The sequence below is a fragment of the Streptomyces sp. NBC_00212 genome (assembly GCF_045206365.1).
Lineage (GTDB): Bacteria > Actinomycetota > Actinomycetes > Streptomycetales > Streptomycetaceae > Streptomyces.
Genome location: NZ_CP108115.1, coordinates 1417239 through 1436548, shown reverse-complemented (window position 1 = coordinate 1436548; position 19310 = coordinate 1417239). Strand labels below are relative to the sequence as shown.

Genomic DNA, 19310 nt, shown 5'->3' with positions numbered 1-19310 from the left:
GTGTCGGCGCGCACCAGGGGCCGGGTTCATGCGCGCCAGGCCGAGACGACTTCGATGGCTTGCCGCGCGTTCAGGCGCGGGTCACAGAAGCTGAGGTATTTGTCGCCCAGGTGGTGGAGTTCTCCGGAGTCGAGGACGCACTCGACGACGCTCTCGGGGGTGGTCTCCAGATGCAGACCGGCCGGGGTGCCGCCGTTCTCGAACACGGCGCTCTGGAAGGCCTCGACCTCGCGCACCACGGTCTTCACATAGCGCGTCTTGAGGCCGTCGGGCCCGGCGACGGTGTTGCCGTGCATGGGGTCGGACAGCCACAGCACGGGGTGGCCCGCCCGGCTCACGGCATCGACGAGCGCGGGCAGCTTCTGCTCCGCGTTCTCGGCGCCCATGCGGGCGATCAGCGTGAGCCGGCCCGGGAGGCGCTGGCCGTCCAGCCGGTCGCACAGGGCGAGCAACTCGTCCGGTGTCATGGACGGACCGACCTTCACCGCGACCGGGTTGGACACGGCGGCGAGCAGGGCGATGTGCGCACCGTCCAGCTGGCGGGTGCGCTCTCCGACCCAGGGCCAGTGAGTGGAGGCCAGCAGCAGAGATCCGTCACCTTCCCGGCGCAGCATCGGCAGTTCGTAGTCGAGCAGTAGGGCCTCATGGCTCGTCCACACCGGCACGTCCAGCTCGGAGCGGCCGGCGGTACCACGCCAGCCGAGGTAGTGCATGGTGTCGCTGGCGGCCCGGTAGCCGGTGAGCAGATTGCCGGGGTCGGGGCGGCGCAGCTCGGGGTCCGGCTCCGGGTGGTTGACCATGTGGCCCCGGTAGACGGGCAGTTCGGTGCCTGCGACGTTCTCGGTCGCGTTGGAGCGGGGCTTGCCGTACTGGCCGGCGATCCGGCCCACCCGCAGCACCGGCTTGCCGGAGGACAGCTTCATCGTGCCGGCCAGCACGTCGAGCAGCGCGGCCTTGCGGGCCACGTCGTTCGGGGTGGCCTCGGCCGGGTCCTCGGCGCAGTCACCGGTCTGGATCACCTGTATGTGTCCGGCGGCGGCCTCCGTCAGCAGTGCGCGCAGCCGGCGCACCGCCTCGGAGTCCACCAGGGCCGGCATCCGGACGAGATCCGCCCTGACATCGGCAAGGCGCGGGTCGGCTGCCCAGTCGGGCTGCTGGAGGGCGGGTAGGGAACGGAGGTAGGACTGAATGTCGATCATCGACTTCCCTCGGCGAGCATGCCGGAACAGGTCCGGCGGATGGTGGGCGTGGTAGGTCGGCGGCGGCACGGGCAGGTGGCGCGCCGCCGGTATGCCCTGCCCGGCGCTCTTCGTCCTGCAGCGGCTCAAGTGCGGAGCGTTCCGGGGCGATGCGAATGCATGCGGCCCGTCCCCCTGGAGACGGGCCGACCGGGGCGAATACCACTATCAGGAGATAAATAATCTCCTGCAATGGTTAATGGAGGAGTCCGTCAAGTGACGCTCTGTGGGCGGCAGTTGACCGCTCGCGACCTTCGCCGGGCATCGCCGGTGGCACTCGGTGAGGTGAACCGGCTCGAAGGGTCAGGCGGCGAGGTCGGCCAGTACGGCGAGCCGGACGAGCGCGACCCGGCTGGAAATGCCCAGTTTGGCGAAGATGTTCCGCAGGTGGCTGTCGACCGTGTGCGGCGAGACGGACAGCTGCGCGGCGACGGCCCGATTGGTCAGCCCCTCGGCGACCAGGTTCGCCACCCGCAGTTCGGCGCGGGTCAGAGCTGCCCACCCATGGCGTGGGGCCGCGGGGCGCAAGGCGCTGCGCGCTGCGGGGAGTGTGGCGTCAGGAACGTTCTTGAGGGTCGGCCGGGAGTCCGCGTTGGCTCGTATCACCCGGCCGACCCTGCCCGCGCCGGGGGTGAGCCGCAATACGGAATGCGTGAGTCTGTCATGTTCTGCGGCGGGCGTTGAGGACGGATGCCGCCCGGAGCTAGAACCCGCCCAGCAGGCCGTCCACCACGTTCAGCAGGGCCTGGCGGTCACTGTGCACCCTGGCCAGGACCCGCAGGCCGTAATAGGTACTGAGCACTTGGCCCGCCAGGGTCCTGGCGTCGTGTGCTGCGGTGATCTCGCCGGCCCGCTGTCCGCGAGTGATGGCCTCGCGCAGAGCCTCCTCCACCGTGGTGAAGTGCCGCCGCACCTCTTCCTTCACGGCGGGATCCGAACTCGCCTTCTCCACCGAGGCGTTGATGGCGAAGCAGCCCGGCGTTTCCGAATCGGCGAGATCGGCGTCGATGGCCCCGACGATCAGCTCCCGGAGCCGGTCCTTGACCGGGCCCGGCCGCCGCAGCAGAGCGGTCTGCTCGGCCGTGGTGGTGTCGTAGTAGCGACGCAGGGCGCGCAGGTACAGCTGTTGCTTGTCCCCGAACGTGTTGTACAGGCTCGACTGGCCCAGGCCCGTGCAGTTGGCCAGGTCCCGGGTGGAGGTCGCTTCGTAGCCGTGCTGCCAGAACGCCTCCATGGCGGACGTGAGCGCGTGCGTCTCGTCGAACTTCCTGGGCCTGGCCATGCTCGTACCCTAATGGTTTTGGAGCGGTCGCACAAAAAACGTGCGACACAATCCGACGTCGCCCGCGAACGTGCTCCGGTCTCGCACTACGCCACCACCCCGACCGCCTCGATCTCGATCAGCCAGTCCGGGTCGGCCAAGGAGGAGACCTCGACGAACGACTCGGCGAACGCGTGCGCGGTGAAGTACTGCGCACGCAGCGCGGCGAACGCGTCCTGGTGCCGGGCGATGTCGGTGACGAACACCGTCGCCTTGACGACGTGGCCGAGACCTGACCCGGCGTTGTCCAGGACGGTGGCGAGATTGGTCAGGGCCCTGCGGGCCTGTGCCTCGAAGTCGCCCCGGCCGACGGTGACCCCGTGCTCGTCCACCGGCGCCTGGCCGGAGGTGAAGACGAGGTCGCCCACGCGTACGCCGAGCGCGATGCCGGCGGGGGAGTACCAGTCGTTCTCCGCCGTGACGCGCTCGGGCCGAGACGCGCCGGATACTGCAGTCATGATGCTCCTCGCGGCAGGACCAGGGTGGGAAGGGGGCGGTCAGTCACCCAGATGTTCACGCACGGCATGGACCAGCTCCGCTATGGAGCGCTCGCCCGTGGCGGTGCCGAAGGAGTCGAAGATGTGGAAGGCGCCGGACCACTGGTGCAGTGTGACCGGGACGCCCGCTTCGAGCAGTCGCTGCCCATAGCGGATGCCTTCATCGCGCAGCGGGTCGTACTCGGCGGTGACGATGTGAGCGGGGGGCAGCTCCGCGAGGGTCGCGGCCCGGTTCGGTGCCGCGTACGGCGACGTCTCGCGCTGCTCGTGCCCCTCGCCGAGGTAGTGCCGCCACATCGCCTCGGACTGCGGCGTGGACCAGACCGGGGTGTCGTGGAACCGGCGCGCGGACGGCGTGTCCATCCGGTCGTCCGTCACCGGGAACGTCAGAAGCTGCAGGGCGAGTTCGGGGCCCTGCCGGTCGCGCGCCATGAGGGCGACGGCCGCGGCCAGGGCGCCGCCCGCGCTGCACCCCGCCACTCCCAACCGGCCCGGTACCACGCCGAGTTCCCCGGCTTGGGCAGCGAGCCAGCGCAGCGCGGCGTAGCAGTCCTCCGCGCCCGCGGGGAAGGGGTGCTCGGGCGCGAGCCGGTACTGAACGCTGACCACGACGCACTTGGCCTGTGAAGCGAACCAGACGCACTGGTTGTGCTCGGTCTCCAGGCTGCCCATGACGAAGCCGCCGCCGTGGATCCACAGCAGGCCACCGTGCGGCCCCGGCGCCTTGGGGCTGTAGACCCGCACGACGACGTCCGGGGCGCCTTCGGGCCCGGGGATCAACTGCTCGGCGACAGTGATCGCGCTCGTGTCCGCGGGCTCCCACTGAGCCTCAAGCTCTTTGAGCGTGGCGCGGGCCGCCTGCGGGTCGCGCACGTCGAGATACGGGATGCCCTCCACCAGAGCCGCCAGATCGGGCCGCAGATTCATCCGGGTCGGTGCCTGGCCCGTGGAACGGGAAGTGGTGTCACTCATGGGGTCATCCTGCGGTGGGAGCAGCGTCGTCCGCCTCCGCCACTTGTCGCCCATTGCCCGCCGCGCATGCGCCGATTGGCGCGGCAACCTGACGGACTGCTGTTGCCGCGAGCCGACCGGGCGGGGGTGCGGCCTAGCCTCCGCGGATGTACCCACCGACACCGAACCCGCCGTATCCGGTCTCTGGACAGGGGGCCGTGCACGGCCCCGTCCCCCGCTTCGATCCCATCCTCGAAGGGTGGGAAGGAGGAGGGTGGGCAGGAACCGCCATGCTGGGGCACCCGGGCGCGGACGGAGAGGGCTGTGCGCCAGGGGCGCGCTGGCCGCTGCGTCTGGGGGATCCCGGTCTGGTGCAGGCGGCGCTGTCCGCGCGGCTCCCCGAGGCCGAGCGCTCCCGGGCCCTGCAACTCCTGGGACTGAGCCCTCGGGCCGACGTGCGCGCCGTAGCGGTCGTGGTGTGCGAACCCGGCCTGCTGCACCGGGCGTTGCACGGCTGCGCGGAACGCCTGGGCGGCCGCGAGGGCGCTCCCACGGCTGCTCATGTGGCAGCCCTTTGGCCGACGGTCGGGGCGGTTCTGTTGCCCGGTTCGGCAGCCGTCCCGCCGGAGGCGGAACCCGGGCCGGCCCACACGGCGATGGGGGTGGGGCCGGCGACGGGCCCCCAGCAGCTCCCGGACTCGTGGGCGCAGGCGCGGCGCGCGGCGCGTTTTGCCGGTCTCGGGCCCACATGGCCGCGCGCGGTCGTGGCCGAGGACCTGGGCGCGCTGGCTTTGCTCGCCGACCTCCCGGCACCAACTGCCGTCGCCCATCCCGATGTTGCGGCCCTCGCACGGCTGGGCTGCGGTCCGGACGGAGAGCAGGCCCTGGCCACGCTGGAGGCGGTGTGCCGCAGCTCATCGCTGCGGGAGGCCGCCAAGATCTTGTGCCTGCACCACAGTGCGGTGGCGCATCGCATACGGCGCATCGAGCGGATTCTGCGAGTGTCGCTGAGTGATGCACACGGGCGTCAGCGGATCCAGACGGCGCTGCTGCTGTGGCAGCTGAACGCCCCCGGCAACTGGCGTAGTGAACAGGAGAGTTCACGACAGCACGGCGGACCGCACTCATTTTGAATCAGTCGCTTCAAAACTGTGTTAGCGTCGCCCCGCGGCCGCCCGCTCCCCTGCTCTGTTCCCCTGCATCTGGAGGCATTCCATGCCCCTTGCCGTCTACGTACTCGGCTTGGGAATCTTCACCCAAGGCACGTCGGAGTTCATGCTGTCCGGACTGCTGCCCGACATGGCCCACGACTTGGGTGTCTCCATTCCCGACGCCGGTCTGCTCATCTCCGCCTTCGCGATCGGAATGGTGATTGGTGCGCCACTGCTGGCCGTCGCGACCCTGAAGTGGCCGCGCCGCACCGCCCTGGCAGCCCTCCAGGCCGTGTTCATCGCCGCACACGTCGCCGGTGCGCTCGCACCCGGCTACGGCGTCCTTTTCGCCACCCGGATCATCAGCGCCCTCGCCTACGCCGGATTCTGGGGCGTCGCCGTGGCCACCGCCGTCGCACTCGTCCCCGCCGACGCCAAGGGCAAGGCGGTCGCCGTCGTCGCCTCCGGCCTGACCCTCGCCACGATCGTCGGCGTGCCCGCCGGTACGGTGCTCAGCCAGGTGTCCGGCTGGCGCGCCGCCTTCTGGGGCGTCGCGGCCCTGACCCTCATCAGCCTGCTGTGCTCCCTGGCAGCCATCCCCGGCGGCAAGGGAGCCGCGGACGAACAACGCACGGTCCGCAGCGAACTCAGGGCCATGGCCCGCCCCCAACTGTGGCTCTCGTACGCCGTGACAGCCTTCGCCTTCGGCGCGGTCATCGTCACCTTCAGCTACCTCGCCACACTGCTCACCGACGTCACCGGCCTGCCCGAGGGCTGGGTGCCCGTCCTCCTCGCGCTCTTCGGCGTCGGCGGCCTGATCGGCATGGTGATCGGCGGAAAGGTCGCCGAGGTCTATCCCATCCGCACCCTCGTTCTGGCCATGGGCGTCCTGGTGGTCGCCTCCGCGCTGCTGGCCGTGACCGCGCACAACACGGTCGCCACCGTCGTCCTGGTCTTCGTCCTGGGCCTGGCCGGTTACGTGACCAACCCCGTTCTGCAGTCACGGGTGTTCGTCGTGGCACCGGGCGCGCCCACCCTCGTCGGCGCGACCAATACCTCCGCCTTCAACGTCGGCAACACGCTGGCACCCGCCCTCGGCGGCATGGTCATCAGCGCCGGCTTCGGCTACGCCTCCGTCGCCTGGGTGGGCGCCGCGCTCGGCGCCGTGGCCCTTGTCGGCGCCCTCTGGGCAGGCCGGCTGCAGTACCGCACCCCCCGCCCCAGCGACGTCGTCGCCCACGGTGCGGCGCGCCAGAAGGCGGCCGCGGCGACCCACCGCTGACCCGACCCGGTGCGCAGAACAGCGCCGTGCCCCCGTCCGCCGCACAGAAGCAGCGGCGGACGGGGGCACGGCCACAACGGACACTGGCAACCGCGAGGTTCAGGACGTGATGCCGCCGTCGATGACCAGGTCATGGCCGAGGGCGAAGCCCGATTCGTCGGAGGCGAGCCACAGCGCGGCCGCCGCCCCCTCCTCAACAGTGCCGATTCGGCCCAACGGGAACATCCCCTTGGCCCGCTCCACCCGCTCGGCCTCGGTCTCGTTCTCCAGCAGTGACATCGGCGTCTCCATGGACGACGGGCTGAGTGTGTTGACCCGGATGCCGTCGGCCGCGTACTCGCGTGCCGCACTGCGCGTCAGTGCCGCGATCGCCGCCTTGCTCGCCCCGTACGCAGCCGCACCCGGGATGGTCAGATGCGCGCCGACCACCGACCCGACGTTGACGATGGCGCCGCCACCGTTGGCCCGCATGTGAAGGATCTCGTGCTTCATCGACAGCCAGGTGCCCAGCAGGTTGATCTGCAGGGTGCGCGAGAACGTCTCGTGGTCGAGTTCGGCGAGGCCGGCCGGCTGCGGCAGGTGGCCCGCGTTGTTCACGGCGACGTCAAGGGAGCCGAACCGCTCCACCACCGTGCCGACCAGACGCTCGACATCCGGTTCCTGAGCGATGTCCGCCACCACGAATCCACCGCGGCCGCCGTCCTTTTCGATCAGGCGGACCGTCTCCTCCAGGTGCTCCACGGTGCGCCCCGCAACGACCGCCGTTGCCCCCGCCCGAGCGAAGGCCAACGCGGTCGCCCGGCCGATTCCGGAGCCGCCACCGGTGACCAGAGCCACCTTGCCCGTGAAGCGAGCAGTCATGTTCCCATCCATTCCTCGGTACGGAGAACGCCGGCACGCACAGTCCGCGCGCGACGCTCCGCACACCATGACGTCTGGCCGCGCCGGTGCCATCCCGTATCCACGCCAGTGACCGGGAAAAACCCCGGATTCACGTGATGCCGGACGGCCGTCGGCCCGGTGTGGGATGGAAGCGCACGCACCGACCACGGAAGGAAACCGGTGAGTTTCGAGGAATCCGAGGGGATCGTCTACATCCCGCCGAAGGCCGGAGTGTCCCGCTGGGTGTTCGGTGACCACTACACGATCAAGGCCGACAAGGAGAACACCCACGGATCCCTCGGCCTGATCGAGGCACTCGTGCCCCCCGGTGGCGGGCCGCCCCTGCACATCCACCACGACAGCGACGAGGCCTTCTACCTCATCGACGGAGAGCTGCAGATCTCGAACGAACAGCGCTCCGAAGTCGTCGGGACGGGCGCGTTCGTCTTCGTGCCCCGCGGCAAGGTCCACGCTTTCAAGAACATCGGCGACAAGCCCTGCAAGATGCTCATCATCTTCACCCCCGCAGGATTCGAGCGCTTCTTCACCGAACTCGGTGTGTCCGGCGAGGGCGACATGCCCGCCGCCGACGCGGAGCAGTACGCCCGGGACCTCGCGAAGGCGGAGAGCATCGTGGCACGTTACGCAGCGGAGTACATCTGATGCTCGATGCAAAGACAGTCGACGCCTACCTGGAACGCATCGGCGCCAAACGCCCCGAGCGCCCCACCACCCAGGCGCTGGCCCACCTCCACGAACGCCACGTCCTCAGCGTTCCCTTCGAGAACATCGACTTCGCCCTCGGCCGGCCCAGCCCACCCGTCGGTCTCGGCGAACCGGCCCTGGACAAGATCATCGGCCAGAACCGGGGCGGCTGCTGCTACGAACTCAACGGCGCCTTCTACGAGTTGCTGCTCTCTCTCGGCTTCGACGCGGTCCCGCTCGCCGGCCGGGTCCTCGAAGACGGCGAATTCGGGCCTCTGCTGGGCCACTTGACCCTGGGCGTGCAGACCGAAGACGAGGACGGGCCCTGGCTCGCCGACGTCGGCTACGGCCAAGGCTTCCGGCATCCCCTGCTCCTTGCCTCCCGCACCCCTCAGTCCGACGCGCAAGGCACCTTCGAACTGGCCGAGACCCCCCTCGGCGATCTGGACCTGCTGCGTGACGGGGAGGTGCAGTACCGACTTGAGCTGCGGCCGCGTGAGCTCGCCGACTTCGCTCCCATGGTGTGGTGGTTCCGCAGCGCTCCACAATCGCCGTTCCTGGCCCGCCAGGTGTGCTCGCTGCCCACCGCCGACGGACGAGTCACTCTGGCCGGCCGCACCCTCACCCGCACCGTGGGCGGGCACAAGACCAAGCAGGAACTGACCGACGACCCCGCGGTCCTGGACGCGTACCGCACCTGGTTCGGCATCGAACTCGCTGCGCCGCCCCCCACAACCGGCGCCCCCCAGGACACCTGACCCCAGCCAGTACCACCATCGGAGCACACCATGCCGCAGGCGACCGACCTCATCGACGTCCACCACCACGCGATACCGCCCGCCTACGCCCAGGCACTCGGCGATCGCGTCGCCATCCCGGGCGTCGACTACCCCACCTGGACGCCGGAGGAGAGCCTGGAGGTAATGGACCGCCACTCCATAGCCGCCTCCGTCCTGTCCATCACCGCGCCCGGCGTCACCTTCGCCGACCGCGACGAGGCCCGCCACCTGGCCCGCCAGGTCAACGAGTACTACGCCGAACTCATCGCCCGCCACCCGGCCCGCTTCGGCGCGTTCGCGATCCTTCCCCTGCCCGACGTCGCGGCGGCCAAGGACGAACTCGCCTACGCCGTCGACGAGCTGGGGCTCGACGGCATCGGGCTGCTCACCAGCTACGGCAACCGCTACCTCGGTGATCCGGAGTTCGAGCCGCTGCTCGCCGAGATCGCCGAACGAGGCCTGCCCGTCCACGTCCACCCGGGCACCCCGCCGGCCAAGGACCTGGCCGCCTTCGACCTGCCGCCGTCGCTGTACGAGTTCACATTCGAGACCACCCGTACCGTGGTCAGCCTGCTCTTCAACGGCGTACTGGAGCGGCTGCCCCATCTCAAGCTGATCGTCTCCCACGCCGGCGGCACCCTGCCGTTCCTCGCCCAGCGCCTCACCTATGGCCCCACGATCGGCAAGTACCTGACCGAGCGTGCACCCAGCGACGTCATCGCGTCCCTGCGCGGTCTCTACTACGACATCGCCATGTCGGCCAACCCCTACGCCCTGCCGGCCCTGACCGAACTGGCTGCCCCGGACAGGATTCTGTTCGGCAGCGACTTCCCGTTCATGCCGGCCGCCCACACCACCGAAAACGTCACCGGATTCGCGACGTACCCGGGCTGGAACGACCAACAGCGCACGGCCATCGGCCGAACCAATGCCCTGCAACTGTTCCCGCGTCTGGCCGAGCAGCTGCGCGGGACCGTCTGATCAATGGATGATCTTGGTTGTTGAGGTGTCAGCTGCCGGTGGCGGCGGTGAGCCGCCCCCCGAAGGCGATCTGGAAGGCGTCCAACGGCGCCAGCGAGAAGCGGGTCGCGATGATGCCCTTGGCCTGTTCGATGATGATGAGGGTGGCCAGGGCGCGCCCCAAGTGGCTGGTCCGGGCCCGGCTGTTGTCGGCCTCGCGCGCTCGTCGCAGGACGACTGCGGTGAAGTCGGCCATCGACTGGCCGAGTGCCAGCATGTCCGAGGGCAAGGGGCTCTGCCCGTCCGACAGGAGGACGAGCGCGCCGATGGATCGGGTGTGCTCCCGCAGTGGCAGGGCCACCACGCTTGAGCAGCCGAGGCTCACTGCCCGCGGGGCGTAGTGCGGCCACCTCTGTCGGGCCGGATGGCCGTCGAGGACCGTCAGGCCGGGCAACGCGTGACGGCGGTGACAGCCGTGGCCGGGGCCTTCGCGCCAGCCGGCCGTGTCGTGTTCCAGCCGGTGCACCTCGGGGTCGGAACCCGCCACCTGCACCGCCCCGTCCTGCTCGGGGGCGAACACCACCGCCGCGGCGCGGGCGCCGAGCTGACAGGGCGTGCGGTCCGCGAGGACGGAGAGGGTTGTGGAATGTCCAGTGGCCCCTCCGTCGTGCTGCCGGATAACGCTACGAACGCCTCGGCCAACCGCTGTCGCGGCGTCATGGCACCCCTCTACTCTCAGCTGATTTCCGGGTCTGCGTGCAGGATCTGCCGGGCGGTCACCTCGGTGGACACGTCACATCATCCGCGGCTGCTTCGGGGGTCTGCACGTGCGCCGAGCCCCCCCTGTCGTCCCGCACCCGCACGGCCGGTCCTTCCGTCGCGGTCCGCCGCCCGCCCGTTGACACTGCCCGGAACCGACGCGGGGTTCACGGCCGCAACGCCAAGCAGCCACCGGCACCGAGAGGTGAGCGCAGCGCCACGCCCGTACCCTTACGCGGGCTGAACGCCCGGAAAACGCCGCGCTCTTGGGACTGGCGTGGCGCCGATGTGTCCCGCGCCCACGAGACCCCTCGACAGCCCCGTGTCAGCCGTGTCAGCCCCCCGGCGCCGCGCGCATAGCATCCCGCATCTTCTGCCGAAATTACCCGGCCGATAAATCGGAGTAAATAAAACGACGCCGATAAAAGCTCTTTATCCCGCAATATAAAACCGGTATTGGACAGTGTGCGGCGGATGCTCAAGGCTTGTGGACACACCACGAGTGGAGGGCTCATGCAGAACTCAGTCGCACACGCGCTGGCCGCGGCCATGGTGCGGCACGGCGTTCGGGAAATCTTCGGACAGAGTCTTCCCACGGCATTTTTGCTGGCCGCCGAGAACCGCGGGATCCGACAGGTCGCCTACCGCACGGAAAACGCGGGCGGAGCCATGGCCGACGGTTTCGCGCGCGTCGCGCACCGGCCCGCCGTGGTCGCCGCACAGAACGGACCCGCCGCGACGCTGCTGGTCGCACCGCTCGCCGAGGCGATGCGGGCCTCGACCGCGTTGGTCGCCGTCGTCCAGGACGTGCCGACCGGACACCGGGACCGTAACGCCTTCCAGGAGCTGGACCACTTCGCGCTGTTCAGCTCCTGTGCGAAGTGGGTGCGGCGGCTGGACGACCCGGCACGAGCCGACGACTACGCCGACATGGCGTTCACGGCCGCATCCTCAGGGCGCCCGGGGCCCGCCGTGCTGCTCGTGCCCAAGGACGTGCTGGACCAGGAGGTGCCGCACAGCGCCGCACCCCCCGGCGGGACGCCGACACGCTCCGCCGATCTCGGGCGGGTGCCGTTGGACCGGCCACGGCCCGCCGCACCGGCCGTACGGGAGGCCGCCGAACTGCTGGCCCGGGCACGCCGACCGGTGGTGATCGCCGGCGGCGGCGTACACGGCAGCGACGCCTCCGGGCAGCTCGCGGCGCTCCAGGAGGAGGCCGCGCTCCCGGTGTTGACGACGCCGATGGGCAAGGGCGCGGTGGACGAAGGGCATCCGCTGTCCGGCGGCGTCATCGGGCACTTCATGGGCCCGCGCGGCATCGCGCACGGCCTGCTGCCCTGGCTGGCGGACGCGGACGCGGTGCTGCTGGTCGGGACCCGTACGAACGAGAACGGCACCGACTCCTGGCGCACCCTGCCGTCCACCGCCCGCTACGCCCACCTGGACATCGACGGGCAGGAGGTCGGCCGCAACTACGAGGCGCTGCGGCTGATCGGCGACGTCCGGGCGGGCCTGGCCGATCTGCGCGCGGAGCTGGAGCGGGTGGGCGCCGGTGCGCTGCGCGCGGCCCGCGGCGAGACCGAGCGGGCGCTGGCCGCCGCCCGCCGTTCGTACGAGGCCGGCAGCGCGGGCGTAAGGACCTCGGACGCGGCCCCGGTTCGCCCGGAACGCGTGATGGCGGAGCTGGACAAGCTGCTCACCCCCGACTCGATCGTGGTCTCCGACGCCAGCTACTCCTCCGTCTGGACCGCCAACTATCTGCGCGCGCGCCGCCCCGGGCAGCGGTTCGTGAGCCCGCGCGGGCTGGCCGGGCTCGGCTGGGGACTGCCCATGGCGCTCGGCGCGCGGCTGGCCCGGCCCGACGCGCCGGTGATCTGCGTGACCGGTGACGGTGGATTCGCGCATGTCTGGGCGGAGTTGGAGACAGCCGTGCGCGAACGGCTGCCCGTGGCCGTGCTGCTGCTCGACAACCAGCTGCTCGGCTACCAGAAGCACGCCGAGGTACACACCTACGCCGCCGCAACCAGCGCCGTGTCCCTCGGAACGGTCGATTACCCGGCCATCGCGCGGGCCTGCGGGGCACTCGGCCTGGAGGTGACCGAGCCGGCCGGGCTCGCCGACGCCCTGAAGGAAGCGCTCACCGCGGAGCGGCCGGCGCTGGTCCGGATCGCCGTCGACCCCGGCGCGTTTCCGCCGCTGACCGGCTGGGACGAGGACCCCCGGCTCGGCTGACCGGGGCGCACCGACAACCACGCACTCTTTCCCCGCGCATTCCCCAACGCGCTCTCCAGAATGTCCCGTTGCGCATTTGCGCGACGTGAAATCCCAAAAACGAAATCCCTTCACAGGTTCCTTCGAAAGGAAAACGCTGTGCTCGACTACCGCGCCTTCTTCACGGATAAAATAGCCGAGATCCAGGCCAATGGGCAGTACCGGACGTTCGTCGAGATCGAGCGACTCGCCGGCCGTTTCCCCGCAGCCATCCACCACCACCCCGACGGCCCGCGGGAGATCACCGTCTGGTGCAGCAACGACCACCTCGGCATGGGGCAGCACCCTGCCGTCGTCGCCGCGATGCAGGGCTCGATCGAACGGTCCGGTGCGGCGGCCGGCGGCTCCCGCAACATCTCCGGGACCAACCGAACCCACGTCCTGCTGGAGCGGGAGATCGCCGAACTCCACAACAAGGAGCGCGGGCTGACGTTCATCACCGGCTACGCCGTCAACGACGCGGTACTCGGTGTCCTCGGAAAACTCCTGCCCGGTGTGATCTTCTTCTCCGACGAGCAGAACCACGCGTCGATGATCCTCGGCATGCGTGCCACCCGCGCCGAGCGCCGCATCTTCCGCCACAACGACCCGGCGCATCTGGAAGAGCTGCTGGCCGCCGCCGATCCGGAAGCCCCCAAGGTGGTCGCTTTCGAGTCGATCTACTCGATGGACGGCGATGTGGCGCCGATGCCGGAACTCTGCGCGGTCGCCAAGCGGCACAACGCGTTGGTGTACGTCGACGAGGCACACTCGGTCGGCATGTACGGGCCCGGCGGCGCGGGCATGGCGGCGCAGATGGGCTGCGCCGACCAGGTCGATCTGCTGATGGGCACATTCGCGAAGGGGTACGGCACCGCGGGCGGCTATGTGGTCGGCGACGGCCCTGTGGTGGACGCGGTGCGCAGCTTCGCGCCCGCTTTCATCTTCACGCTCGCCATGCCGCCGGCGCTGGCCGCGGCCGCCCTGGCCAGCGTTCGTCATCTGCGTGAGTCCGACAACGAGCGGCTGCTGTTGCACCACCGGGCCGGCATGTTGCAGGGCCTGTTCCAGGAGGCCGGGATTCCGCTGGTGTCCACCGAGAGCCACATCGTGCCGGTGCTGGTCGGCGACCCGCACCTGTGCAAGCGGCTGGCGGACCGGCTGCTCGATGACCATCTCTGCTATGCCCAGCCGATCAACTTCCCCAGTGTGCCGCGCGGCACGGAGCGACTGCGCATCAACCCGTCGCCGGTGCACAGCCCGGCCGCCGTGCGGCACTTCGTGAGCGCTGTCGACGAGGTGTGGGACGAACTGGGCCTGCCCCGCGCCGCGCCCGTGCCGAAGGCCGCGGCGGGCGTCACTCCCGTCGGGGCGGGGACCACGCTGTGACACCCACCTCCACCCAGCCGCCACCCGCGCGCGGCGCCCCCGCACCGCCCGGCGTGCGCACGCCCTGGGGCCGCTTCGCCCTGCTGTACGCGGTGTTCTTCCTGATGGGCGCGGAGATGTATCTGGTCTCGCCGCTGCTGCCGACCATCTCCCACGATCTGCGCTCGTCCACCGCCGCCGCGGCCGCGCTGGTCACGTCCTACGTCGTGACGTACGCGATCGCAGGCCCGCTGCTCGGGGTGTGGGCCGACCGGGTCGAGCGGCGGATGTTCATCACCTGGGGCGTGGCCCTCTTCGTCGTCGGCAATGTGCTGTGCGCGCTGGCTCCCACGCTCCCGCTGCTGATCGCCGCCCGCGCGGTGACCGGCCTGGGCGGGGCCGCCGCGGCCCCCGCGATCTGGGCGTATCTCGCCGAGCGCAGCGCTCCCGCACAGCGCGGCAAGGCGGTGTCCTGGGGCGCTTCGATCTACTCGCTGGGCCAGGTCCTCGGCGTGCCGCTGGGCACGCTGGTGGCTGGGCTCGCCTCCTGGCGCTGGCCGTTCGCAGCGATCGGCATCGGCCTGGCCTGCACGGTTCCGGTGCTGGCGACCCGGCTGCGCGGGGCCCGGCCCACCGGCGGGGCACGCGGCATCGGGGCGATCGTCCGGCCCTGGGCGGACCGGCGGATCCGGCTCGGACTGCTGGCCACGGCGCTGCTACAGGCTGGTCGGCTCGGCACGTACACCTTCGCGGGCGTGCTGTTCAGCGGGCGGTTCGGTCTCACGCTCGGTGAGCTGGGCCTGGTCGGGCTGCTGGTCGGGTTCGCGTCCGTCGTCGGATCGACGCTGACGGGGCATCTGGTGGACCGGGTGCGGCAGCGTGGCGGGCAGGAGATCCGGCTGTCGGTGCTGTGGGCCATGGTGTTCACGGCCGGGGTCGTGGTCGCGGTGACTGCCACGGCTCTCTGGGTGAGCCTGGCCGGCCTCTTCGTGTGGTTCGTCGCGGGCGGCGCCTTCTACAGCACCCAGCAGTCCTACCTCAGCACCGTCGACCCCACGCAGCGCGCCTCGGTCGTGTCCTGGAACAACGCGATGATGAATGCCGGTATAGCGGTCGGCACCAGCCTGCTGGGCGCGTTGACGGTCGGCGGGGCCGGATTCGCCACGCTGGCCGGGGCGTTCGGCATCGCGGCGGCGTTGGCCTCGCTCGGCGTCCTCGCCGCCGCGAAGAAGACAGCGGTACCGCACCACCTGGATCGGTGTCCCGCGCAATCGCGGGCCACCACGTCGCACACCACGGCAGAAGGACACTCATGACGGCCACTCCTCTCCCACACGTCGCCTCCGCCCGGGGTTCGTATCTGTACGACGAGTCCGGTCGGGACTACCTGGATGCCTCGTCGGGGGTCCTCAACGTCAATCTGGGGCACGGCGATCCCGCGGTCATCGCCGCGATCACCGAACAGTTGGGCAAGGTGGCGTTCGTCCACCGTTCCCAGTTCTCCTCACGTCCACTGCGGTTACTGACCGAGCAACTGCTGGCGGTGGCCCCGGTCGGCACCTCACACGTGGAGTACGCCAACTCCGGCTCCGAGGCCAATGAGTGCGCGCTCCGCATCGCCCTCGCCTTCCACCACCGCACCGGTTCCCCCGGCCGTACGGTCGTGATGTCCGAGCAGCCGAGCTATCACGGCATGACGGCGGGCGCGCTGGCGCTCACCGGCCAACCTCCCAAGGTGGACGCGTCGTTCGCCCCGCTGCTCACCAACGCCACGACCGCTGACGGCAGCCGCGTGCTGCCCGTTCCCGGCGCACTGCGCGCCGGCCGCCGGGAGTGGGCCGCTGCGCTGGACCGGGTCGGTCGCGAGCGGGTGGCCGCCGTGTTCGTCGAGCCGGTGGGCGGCGCGTCATCCGGTGCCGCGCCGATGGACGACGAGACGCTGCGCTGGCTGCGCGCGGAGGCCGACCGGTCCGGTTTCCTGGTCGTCGCGGACGAGGTGATGTGCGGTTTCGGGCGGACCGGCCGCTGGTGGGGCTGCGACCACGCGGGCGTGGCGCCCGACCTGCTCACCTCGGGCAAGGGGCTGACCGGTGGTTATACGAGCCTGGCGGTCACCATGGTCGCAGAGCGAGTGGCGGGCGCCTTCGACAAGCCGCTCGGTTCTGTGGTGCTCGGCCACACCATGTCCGGCAATCCGGTCGCCGCCGCAGCGAGCCTGGCCGTGCTGCACCGGCTGCGCGCGGACGAATTGCCCGCGCGAGCCGCCCGGCTGGGCGCGGGGCTCGCAGCGCGGTTGGCCGTACTGGCCGCACAGCACCCGGTGGTCACGCAGGTCCGTGGACGCGGACTGATGCTGGCGCTGGGGCTCGACGGTCAGCCGGAGCACCCGTTGGCGGTGTCGCGCGCTCTGGTCTCCAGCGCCCGGGAGCACGGTCTGGTGCTGTGCCCCGGCGGCATCGACCACGTCACCGAGAGCGTCATGGTGGCGCCCCCGCTGACGAGTACGGAGGGGGAACTGGACGAGCTCGCGCGGCGGCTGGACGCTGCGCTGGACACGCTGGCCGCCCGTATGACGTCGACCGTCGGCGCCGTGCCCGCGTAGCTGTCACGTTGCCGTGGCCGCCCGGCCCCGCGGGCGGTCACACCCTCAAGTTCTGTGGTCACTTTCCACCCATGCGCGGCCATGGGACCTGCAGTACGCCACGAAGTCGCCGACCACCGCGGTCTCGTCACCCTGCCGCCAGGCGAGGCCCACCGGCACCCGCAGCGGCTCGCCGGCGAACGGCCGCAGCACCACGCCGGGCGGGCAGAGCTTCTGCGCCCGTCTGCGGTCGAGGACCGAGAGCCCGGCCCCGGTCGCGATGGCCGCGAGGATCTGCTCGGACTCCGGTTCCTCCTGCACCAATCGGGGCCCGGTCTGCGGCCACACTTGCTGGACGATCCGGTCGTAGAACACCGGCCCCTGATGCCGGGGCCACAGCACCACCGGTTCCTCCGCCAGTTCCGCCACCTGGATGGCCTCCCGCTCGGCGAGCCGGTGTCCCTCAGGCAGCGCGACGACCATGTCCTCGGCACCCAGCTCCAGCACCTCGACCCCGGACGGCCGCTCCAGCCCCCGGATGAACGCGACATCGACCGTACGGTCCTGAAGCAACTCCAGGTTCCAGCTCGTCCAGCCGGTCAACGCCTCGATCTGGTAGCGCGGGTGGCGGGTACGGAACGATCTGACCAGCTCGCCGAGGCGCAGGTCGGCCCCGGACCGGGTGTACGCGACCCGCAGCACCCCCGCACTGCCGCGTGCCGCGCTGCGTACCGAGCGCGCCAACGCCTCGCATTCGTCGAGCAGTTGGGGTGCCTCGCGGGCCAGTTGTTCACCGGCTGCGGTGAGCCGCACCTCACCCCGGCCGCGGACGAACAACTCGGCTCGCAACTCCTTCTCAAGGACCTTGATCTGTTGGGACAGCCCCGGTTGGGCGATGCCGATCTCCGCCGCCGCCCGCCCGAAGTGCAACTGCCGGGCGAGCACCACGAAATACCGCAGGCGCCGTAACTCCACGTTTTCGCCTTTCCCGATGAGTCTCTCGCCCTCCGATTTGATCATGCGGTGCGCCACGGAGCGCCACGGAGCGACAACACCGGTACTGGGGTGTGCGGACCGTCACACGCCGACGCGCTGTGAGGCTGACGGTTCGCCAGGCCGATACAGAAGCGATGAAGGAAGCGGAGTTCCGTCAGGACCATCAGGTAGTGACTGGACATGGGAAATGCGCGCTCAATGGCTCATCACCATCGATGAGGGCCGCCCCGGGAGCCCGCTTCGTCGTCCCGGGACGAGCGGGCGGCAGGACCGGTCGCGCCATCCGGCGATGCCGCACGGCCGCAGAGGACGATCGGGTCGAGACGGTACTCCGGATATCCATGACGACCCGGCCGAGGGCGCCGTCCTTGGCCTCGCCGGAATGGCGTCGGGGCATCGGGGCACTGCTTCGTGCAGCCGGCCCTACACCCCGGCCCGGGACCGGATCAGGAACCGAGATGGCCCGTCCACGATGGGCTGTCGACTTCGAAATCCCGATACACACGGTGGCAGCGACCGCCAGGCACACTGACCAATACATAGCTGCGCGCAGGTCAGATTGGGCCCGGCTCTTCGGAGCCGGGCGCCGCGCCTGGCGCGCCGTCACCGAGCGGGCTGCGCCCAATGCTCGGCGGCCCATGCCTCCAGGGAGACGAGTCCCGGATGGATCGTGCGCAGAGCGGGCAGGCCCGCTCGGAACTCGTGGGCGTCGAACGAGCCGAACATGGCCGCGACTTCTTCGCTGAGTGGCAGCAACTCGGCCAGTGGCGGCGCAGCACAGTCGCGGGCAGGCCGAGTGCGGTGATGTGTTCTTCGATGCGGCCCTTGTTCTCGAAGTGCTCCACTCTGCTTGCGCGTTCCGCACCGCCTACCGAGCTCCTCCCGGTGCTGATCGGGGGTGACCCCGGTGGTCGGCGGCGCTCATCCCCCCTCCATGCGTGAGCGACGCATGAGCGGCTGCCCCTGGACGACCCCCTCCCAGGGGCGTTTGTAAACTCCGCCTGCTGGATGACGTTCCATCTGACCTGCGGAAGAGTCCGCGTCTTGGATCAACTGTCTCAAGGCGGGCGATCTGCTCCCGCAAATCGCTTCTCGCTATAGCGAAGGGCGCGTACCGACCCAGCAGCGGGAGGCCTCTGCGCGGTCGCCGGTGACCTAGTTCATTCCGTCAGAAGTGCCCCGCAGCGTCACTGGATTGAGGCATATAGACCGACGCGCAGCCTGAGCAGGGTGAGAGACGTCCGAATGGAATGGGCAACACTGTCCGTGACCGGGCGCCGTGTGGCGATCATGGCTTATCGTGCGAGCGAGATTTCGCCGCTGACCAGCGGCGTGTGCCTATGGCCAGTGTCACCCGTCGGACACAACATACGTGTACGCGGAAGAGCGAGTTGTGACTCAATGGTCACAACGCGCTCTTCCGCGTAGTAGGTGAGGTTGATCGATTGCCTGGCAACTGCTGCCCCTGGAGCGGGGGTTCGGATAGGGCCACACCTGCTGGCGTGGGGCCGCCGCAGCCGTGCGAGCCGTCATCGGGGCCCGAGTCACGGTGACGCCGTGACCCGGGCCCGGGATCAGCTACCGCGGAAG

General features: G+C 70.3%; 18 protein-coding genes. 9 read left to right on the top strand and 9 right to left on the bottom strand.

From position 1 onward, the window contains the following. Window positions 1-26: 26 nt before the first annotated feature. The 5 genes from OHA17_RS06600 to OHA17_RS06580 form a co-directional block, all read right to left on the bottom strand. Window positions 27-1199 (bottom strand): 3-deoxy-7-phosphoheptulonate synthase, encoded by a 1173-nt coding sequence (locus tag OHA17_RS06600; protein WP_406510647.1) that lies wholly within the window; start codon window positions 1197-1199, stop codon window positions 27-29. 342 nt (window positions 1200-1541) lie between these two features. Continuing rightward, window positions 1542-1844, bottom strand: a complete 303-nt coding sequence (locus OHA17_RS06595; RefSeq protein ID WP_406504899.1) for a helix-turn-helix transcriptional regulator — start codon at window positions 1842-1844, stop codon at window positions 1542-1544. A 97-nt stretch (window positions 1845-1941) separates the two neighbouring features. Beyond that, window positions 1942-2520 (bottom strand): TetR/AcrR family transcriptional regulator, encoded by a 579-nt coding sequence (locus tag OHA17_RS06590; RefSeq protein WP_406504897.1) that lies wholly within the window; start codon window positions 2518-2520, stop codon window positions 1942-1944. 86 nt (window positions 2521-2606) lie between these two features. Further along, complete coding sequence (locus tag OHA17_RS06585) at window positions 2607-3017, bottom strand: RidA family protein (protein WP_406504895.1); 411 nt, start codon at window positions 3015-3017, stop codon at window positions 2607-2609. A 39-nt stretch (window positions 3018-3056) separates the two neighbouring features. Next, window positions 3057-4028, bottom strand: coding sequence for an alpha/beta hydrolase (locus OHA17_RS06580; RefSeq protein WP_398878851.1), 972 nt, complete (start codon window positions 4026-4028; stop codon window positions 3057-3059). A 269-nt stretch (window positions 4029-4297) separates the two neighbouring features. Here OHA17_RS06580 and OHA17_RS06575 point away from each other — a divergent pair, with 269 nt between their 5' ends. Both OHA17_RS06575 and OHA17_RS06570 read left to right on the top strand, forming a co-directional pair. After that, window positions 4298-5140: a helix-turn-helix domain-containing protein gene (locus OHA17_RS06575; protein WP_406504892.1), complete on the top strand. Its 843-nt coding sequence runs from the start codon at window positions 4298-4300 to the stop codon at window positions 5138-5140. Between the two features lie 82 nt (window positions 5141-5222). Continuing rightward, the gene (locus OHA17_RS06570; protein WP_406504890.1) at window positions 5223-6440 is read left to right on the top strand and encodes a Cmx/CmrA family chloramphenicol efflux MFS transporter; all 1218 of its coding nucleotides are present in this window, start codon (window positions 5223-5225) and stop codon (window positions 6438-6440) included. 99 nt (window positions 6441-6539) lie between these two features. Here OHA17_RS06570 and OHA17_RS06565 read toward each other — a convergent pair whose 3' ends face one another. Beyond that, entirely contained in the window at window positions 6540-7301 is a 762-nt protein-coding gene (locus tag OHA17_RS06565; RefSeq protein ID WP_406504888.1) for an SDR family NAD(P)-dependent oxidoreductase, read from the bottom strand. Between the two features lie 201 nt (window positions 7302-7502). On the opposite strand from OHA17_RS06565, the gene OHA17_RS06560 reads away from it, so the two are divergent. From OHA17_RS06560 to OHA17_RS06550, 3 genes are read left to right on the top strand one after another with little or no spacing between them, the layout of a single operon-like run. Further along, window positions 7503-7985, top strand: coding sequence for a cupin domain-containing protein (locus OHA17_RS06560; RefSeq protein ID WP_406504886.1), 483 nt, complete (start codon window positions 7503-7505; stop codon window positions 7983-7985). Then, window positions 7985-8785, top strand: coding sequence for an arylamine N-acetyltransferase (locus OHA17_RS06555; RefSeq protein WP_398878841.1), 801 nt, complete (start codon window positions 7985-7987; stop codon window positions 8783-8785). The genes OHA17_RS06560 and OHA17_RS06555 overlap by 1 nt, the downstream gene beginning before the upstream one ends. A gap of 30 nt (window positions 8786-8815) precedes the next feature. Continuing rightward, on the top strand, window positions 8816-9787 hold the full coding sequence (locus OHA17_RS06550; RefSeq protein ID WP_406504884.1) for an amidohydrolase family protein: 972 nt from the start codon (window positions 8816-8818) through the stop codon (window positions 9785-9787). 28 nt (window positions 9788-9815) lie between these two features. Here OHA17_RS06550 and OHA17_RS06545 read toward each other — a convergent pair whose 3' ends face one another. Next, window positions 9816-10349: a hypothetical protein gene (locus tag OHA17_RS06545; protein WP_406504882.1), complete on the bottom strand. Its 534-nt coding sequence runs from the start codon at window positions 10347-10349 to the stop codon at window positions 9816-9818. A 689-nt stretch (window positions 10350-11038) separates the two neighbouring features. Here OHA17_RS06545 and OHA17_RS06540 point away from each other — a divergent pair. From OHA17_RS06540 to OHA17_RS06525, 4 genes are all read left to right on the top strand, one after another. Continuing rightward, complete coding sequence (locus OHA17_RS06540; protein WP_406504880.1) at window positions 11039-12757, top strand: acetolactate synthase catalytic subunit; 1719 nt, start codon at window positions 11039-11041, stop codon at window positions 12755-12757. A gap of 138 nt (window positions 12758-12895) precedes the next feature. Beyond that, a complete protein-coding gene (gene hemA / locus OHA17_RS06535) occupies window positions 12896-14164 on the top strand; it encodes a 5-aminolevulinate synthase (protein WP_406504878.1) in 1269 nt (422 codons plus the stop codon). Beyond that, window positions 14161-15459: an MFS transporter gene (locus OHA17_RS06530; protein WP_406504876.1), complete on the top strand. Its 1299-nt coding sequence runs from the start codon at window positions 14161-14163 to the stop codon at window positions 15457-15459. Before hemA ends, OHA17_RS06530 begins: the two co-directional genes overlap by 4 nt. Further along, the gene (locus OHA17_RS06525; protein WP_406504874.1) at window positions 15456-16745 is read left to right on the top strand and encodes an aspartate aminotransferase family protein; all 1290 of its coding nucleotides are present in this window, start codon (window positions 15456-15458) and stop codon (window positions 16743-16745) included. Before OHA17_RS06530 ends, OHA17_RS06525 begins: the two co-directional genes overlap by 4 nt. Window positions 16746-16790: 45 nt before the next feature. On the opposite strand, the gene OHA17_RS06520 is transcribed toward OHA17_RS06525, so the two are convergent. Together OHA17_RS06520 and OHA17_RS06515 are read right to left on the bottom strand one after the other, a co-directional pair. Continuing rightward, a complete protein-coding gene (locus OHA17_RS06520; protein WP_406504872.1) occupies window positions 16791-17699 on the bottom strand; it encodes a LysR family transcriptional regulator in 909 nt (302 codons plus the stop codon). 624 nt (window positions 17700-18323) lie between these two features. Then, the gene (locus tag OHA17_RS06515; RefSeq protein ID WP_406504870.1) at window positions 18324-18446 is read right to left on the bottom strand and encodes a hypothetical protein; all 123 of its coding nucleotides are present in this window, start codon (window positions 18444-18446) and stop codon (window positions 18324-18326) included. Window positions 18447-19310: the final 864 nt, after the last annotated feature.

Coding starts and splice junctions, on each gene's coding strand:
- OHA17_RS06540 (WP_406504880.1), top strand. CDS start 11,039: ATGCAGAACTCAGTCGCACACGCGCTGGCCGCGGCCATGGTGCGGCAC.
- OHA17_RS06570 (WP_406504890.1), top strand. CDS start 5,223: ATGCCCCTTGCCGTCTACGTACTCGGCTTGGGAATCTTCACCCAAGGC.
- OHA17_RS06580 (WP_398878851.1), bottom strand. CDS start 4,028: ATGAGTGACACCACTTCCCGTTCCACGGGCCAGGCACCGACCCGGATG.
- OHA17_RS06550 (WP_406504884.1), top strand. CDS start 8,816: ATGCCGCAGGCGACCGACCTCATCGACGTCCACCACCACGCGATACCG.
- OHA17_RS06565 (WP_406504888.1), bottom strand. CDS start 7,301: ATGACTGCTCGCTTCACGGGCAAGGTGGCTCTGGTCACCGGTGGCGGC.
- OHA17_RS06555 (WP_398878841.1), top strand. CDS start 7,985: ATGCTCGATGCAAAGACAGTCGACGCCTACCTGGAACGCATCGGCGCC.
- OHA17_RS06575 (WP_406504892.1), top strand. CDS start 4,298: ATGCTGGGGCACCCGGGCGCGGACGGAGAGGGCTGTGCGCCAGGGGCG.
- OHA17_RS06525 (WP_406504874.1), top strand. CDS start 15,456: ATGACGGCCACTCCTCTCCCACACGTCGCCTCCGCCCGGGGTTCGTAT.
- OHA17_RS06590 (WP_406504897.1), bottom strand. CDS start 2,520: ATGGCCAGGCCCAGGAAGTTCGACGAGACGCACGCGCTCACGTCCGCC.
- OHA17_RS06515 (WP_406504870.1), bottom strand. CDS start 18,446: ATGTTCGGCTCGTTCGACGCCCACGAGTTCCGAGCGGGCCTGCCCGCT.
- OHA17_RS06600 (WP_406510647.1), bottom strand. CDS start 1,199: ATGATCGACATTCAGTCCTACCTCCGTTCCCTACCCGCCCTCCAGCAG.
- OHA17_RS06585 (WP_406504895.1), bottom strand. CDS start 3,017: ATGACTGCAGTATCCGGCGCGTCTCGGCCCGAGCGCGTCACGGCGGAG.